At 44.4% G+C, this 3,911-nt stretch carries 5 protein-coding genes; 3 read left to right on the top strand and 2 right to left on the bottom strand.

What is annotated here, in order from left to right:
* Positions 1 to 301: 301 nt before the first annotated feature.
* Positions 302 to 928 (top strand): chloramphenicol phosphotransferase CPT family protein, encoded by a 627-nt coding sequence (locus tag ACFE93_RS34130; RefSeq protein ID WP_375480492.1) that lies wholly within the window; start codon positions 302 to 304, stop codon positions 926 to 928.
* A 114-nt stretch (positions 929 to 1,042) separates the two neighbouring features.
* Here the strand turns inward: ACFE93_RS34130 and ACFE93_RS34125 are convergent, their stop codons facing one another.
* Complete coding sequence (locus ACFE93_RS34125; RefSeq protein ID WP_375480490.1) at positions 1,043 to 2,542, bottom strand: family 10 glycosylhydrolase; 1,500 nt, start codon at positions 2,540 to 2,542, stop codon at positions 1,043 to 1,045.
* 299 nt (positions 2,543 to 2,841) lie between these two features.
* Here ACFE93_RS34125 and ACFE93_RS34120 point away from each other — a divergent pair, with 299 nt between their 5' ends.
* Positions 2,842 to 3,024: a hypothetical protein gene (locus ACFE93_RS34120; RefSeq protein ID WP_375480488.1), complete on the top strand. Its 183-nt coding sequence runs from the start codon at positions 2,842 to 2,844 to the stop codon at positions 3,022 to 3,024.
* An 80-nt stretch (positions 3,025 to 3,104) separates the two neighbouring features.
* On the opposite strand, the gene ACFE93_RS34115 is transcribed toward ACFE93_RS34120, so the two are convergent.
* On the bottom strand, positions 3,105 to 3,281 hold the full coding sequence (locus tag ACFE93_RS34115) for a hypothetical protein (RefSeq protein WP_375480486.1): 177 nt from the start codon (positions 3,279 to 3,281) through the stop codon (positions 3,105 to 3,107).
* A gap of 84 nt (positions 3,282 to 3,365) precedes the next feature.
* On the opposite strand from ACFE93_RS34115, the gene ACFE93_RS34110 reads away from it, so the two are divergent.
* Positions 3,366 to 3,632: a hypothetical protein gene (locus ACFE93_RS34110; protein WP_375480484.1), complete on the top strand. Its 267-nt coding sequence runs from the start codon at positions 3,366 to 3,368 to the stop codon at positions 3,630 to 3,632.
* Positions 3,633 to 3,911: the final 279 nt, after the last annotated feature.

Raw genomic sequence — 3,911 nt, 5'->3', positions numbered from 1 at the left:
GGCTGCTGGCGATCTTGCTCCTGTAGCTCTTACCGCTCCTGCTATTAACGGTTAAATAGTAAAGTTTAGCTAAATAAGAGAGCGCTCTCCGTAAAAGGAGAGCGCTTTTTGTTTTAATGTGTAGAATTCGCTATCTTTTTGTTAAAAAGCATACTTCCACTTCAGCTAAATCAGCGCAGAAATCTGCTTGATTTCTCATCTTTTAGATTTTTTGTATTGGTTCTTCTCAACTCAGCTTCCCTGAGTCATTTTGTGCTTCTTAGTCTAAAGTACAGATATAAAAATGTGAGGAGCAACAATCATGGGGCAGACACAGGAGCTAGGACAGATTATCATCCTGAATGGTGTTCCGCGATCGGGGAAGTCGAGCATTGTCGCAGTGATTCAGGAGACATTTGATGGTCTATGGATGAATTTGGGTGTTGATAGATTTATGCAAATGACTCCCGCACGATACCTGCCTGGGATCGGTCTGCGGCCAGGGGGAGAACGCCAGGACATCGAACCCCTTGTTCCCATTCTTTACAGCGCCATGTATGAGTCTATCGCTGCCCACAGCCGCTTGGGTCTAAATGTAGTGGTTGATGTCGGACACCATGACGCCTACGCAATGAAGCGAGGCATTCTGGCTGATAGTGCCCGACGTTTGAAAGGATTACCAGTCTTGTTTGTAGGCGTTCACTGCCCCATCGAGATTGTTATGGAACGACGACAAAACACGGGGTGGAACGTGGGAAGTACAGCCGACTCTCCAATACCACATCCAGTTCAGTTATGGCAACGTGAAGTTCATATCCCTGGCATCTATGACCTTGAAGTTGATACCTCTTTGTTAAGTCCAGGTGCGTGTGCCGAGATGATACGCCAGCACCTCGCAGGTAGTCCAACACCGTCGGCATTCCAACGACTCGCTGCACACTATACTTAAGCTGTAGTTATGAATGTGTTCACTATATTTGGTATGAATTTGTAAAGTGGGTGATTCTATAAGTTTAAAGTTGAAAGAGAAATTCAATCCCTTTTCACTAATTCTACAAAAACTCTACTTAACTCGACAGAATTTGCGATCGCTATCACTTTGAGGATATTGCCAAGAATAGGCAAAGTGGCTAACTCCCTTCAGTTGGGGGGCAAATTGTCGAAGTGCCTGCATTTGCACTTCTAGGGATGGACGATTACTGACAGATTTTCCCCACTGACCAGCTAAAGCCGGGATTATACGCGTACCCGGTTTTGCCATACTCAAAACCCGTTGCACTTGCGACACGATACAACTAACATTACCGCAATTCCCATAAGCCATAGGATGCCACTCTAATGTACTGGGGAACCGATCCCAAGGTTGCAAACGGGAATCATACCCTTGTCCGACAGTTTGGTTGCCATTAGGAAAAAACACCACTCCCGTAGAAATACCTTGCTGCTTTGCTGGGTAACTAGCGATGGTGACAAAATCTAGAATTCCTTGCATGGCGTGGGCAACTGCTAGCTGCCACAACTCCCATTGTAAAACTGGTTGTCTATCGGTTGCAGACAGGATTGACTTTTGCGCTAGTGGGAGAGTACGTCCTTGCCAGAGGGGTTCCCCTTCCTGGGGATAAAGTTTATCAACTTCCGCGACATCTCCGACGCTGACGAATCCCCTACTCAAAAAGCGGCGAATCAAGTCCAGTCCTTTATAATTCTGTGCCCGTTTAAATAAAGCTTCTTGGGTTGCGGGACTAAATAGCCATAAATCTGAAACTTTGGTGGCGATAGAATCACTTCCTGCTTGGCGGGGATAGCGCACGTAATCCAATAACAAGCCATCTGGGCGACGGCGCAAAACTTGTTGTACTAATTGGTAATAATCGCGTTTTGCTTGCAGATTGTAGGGATCGATAAATAATTGAGAACCATTATCTACCACATATAGGCTGGTTTGACCTTTGCCATTACGAGCGATCGCACTTTCTCTATCTGGGCGCTGGGCGTAAGTATAACCGAAATTTGTGGTAAACATCCAGGCATAGACCTTCAAACCACGTTGCCGACCTTTTTTAATTGCCGTAGCGAGTATATCAATATTTTCTGCCCCTGGAGTGCGAATCACAGCAGGCCAAACCGTCGGGTTAGCTCTTGCTGGTAAAAGTACCTGCCCATCGTAAAATACTTCTATATAAACTTGGTTATAGCCACGATTAACAATCCGATCCATAATCTGATCGATTATTCCTGGCTGAATGTCGCAGGGATATAAGCGTAACCAAATGGCTTGGGTTTGCGGCCAAGTCCGAGAGCGACATTCCTTTAATTTCTGTGCTTGTTCTTGTATTATGCTTTGGTAGCGCGTTTGAGCATCTTGTTTGCCTTTGAGGGCTGACAAACGTAAGTTTTCTTTTTGTTGCGCCGCAGCTGATGGTAACTGACAATACTCAGTTACTTGCGCCCTTACTAGTTCGCTTCCCAAGTTTGGGAGCAACAAACTACTAGTAAAAACAATAGCGCATAAGCGCCGCCAAAATAATGTTGATCTTGCAACGTTCAAGGGACAGTTAGACATACCTACCAGTAGATGAACAAATTCAAAATTCAAAAAAGTTTCAGACAGGGATTTAAACTCCGACTGTAACTTGCTTACCACAGGGTAACTGAGCAAAGGCGAAGTGGCTCTAACTCTGAGCTACGTGTTAACGTTCGGTGTTAAAGCCTTTAATTTGCGATAATCATCGATCCCAACTCAAATAATTGTGGGCAACGTGTATCAAATTATATAGTTAAATACCAAGGGATTTAAAACCTATTTTTTCAAGACTCTCAAAGGTCTATTTCTGTTGCCGTATTCTTTTATAGCGGTTTCCAGTGCATGAAGTAGATATCAAAACTTCACCCGCAATGCGAATGCATCGGCTCACATTGTTAATACATCGGCTTGCATTGTTAATGCATCTGACTTTTCCCGTTAAGTCTCTTTTGCAAGCTGCCAACCCTCACAAAAATCGTGCAATTTTAACCAGCCTCGCCACACTACCTGGATACCAATAGGAGTTTTATGTCGATCTTCTAAGTAGCCCCTTAAACGAGCCATGCCTGCGGCGGGCTGCGCCAACGCTTGCACAGCCCAACTAACTAGTTAATGTATTGGGTAGTTTGGGTGATTTAGCTTTCAAAATGCGAAGTTGAAGGGGATTGAGGATAACAATTGCATCGGCGGTTGGCTGAGTGCGGTGTAATATTAAACCATTACCTCCCTTACTAATTGAACCATAACCTTCTTTTTTAGCCGTAATACCACCAATCACAAATAAAAAACGTCGAAAAAAGCCAACCGCAAGCCAACGCTTGGAGAATGGCGGCTTTTTCGCTGACGCAAAGTCGTTCTGCTAGTGATGCTTTTTATCGCCGCTTGCGATCGCGCTTGGATGCCGCCAAAGCGATTACCGTTACCGCCCATAAAAAAAGCACGTATGTTCTACCAAATGTGGATAACCACAGGACTTTACTCTGACCTTGGTATGGACTACTACGAGCGAAAATACAACGAGCAAGTCCTCAAAAATCTCAGAAACAAAGCTTATGCTCTTGGTCTTGAACTTGTGCCAATTTCTCCAGTTACGCAAAATCATCCATCTTGTCAAATCTTTGCTACATAAATTTTACGCAAAGTGTTTCTTTAAAGAGCACTAGAATCAGCCCAAATCAATCGTGATGTTTGACTTTTACCAAAGCATTGAGCAGGTGATTGCTCAAGAGAAGCGGACTGCTGATGGCGATCGCAATTACTATGAAATGCCAGCTAGGGATTTGTAACTTTGACCAAAAATGGCTTTATATCATGTCCGGTTAAAGACTTATTATTAAGGCAGCAGAGGAGCAAGGGGGCAGAGGGGCAGAGGGGAAGGGTTTTTGGGTTTCTGCATAGATTCGGGAAT

This window comes from uncultured Nostoc sp., assembly GCF_964247315.1.
Lineage (GTDB): Bacteria > Cyanobacteriota > Cyanobacteriia > Cyanobacteriales > Nostocaceae > Nostoc.
The sequence above is the reverse complement of the archived record's forward strand: the minus strand, read 5'-3'. Positions and strand labels throughout refer to the sequence as shown.

Bases quoted from the DNA above. Each gene is read 5' to 3' on its own strand.
- ACFE93_RS34130 (WP_375480492.1), top strand. From the start codon at position 302: ATGGGGCAGACACAGGAGCTAGGACAGATTATCATCCTGAATGGTGTT.
- ACFE93_RS34125 (WP_375480490.1), bottom strand. From the start codon at position 2,542: ATGTCTAACTGTCCCTTGAACGTTGCAAGATCAACATTATTTTGGCGG.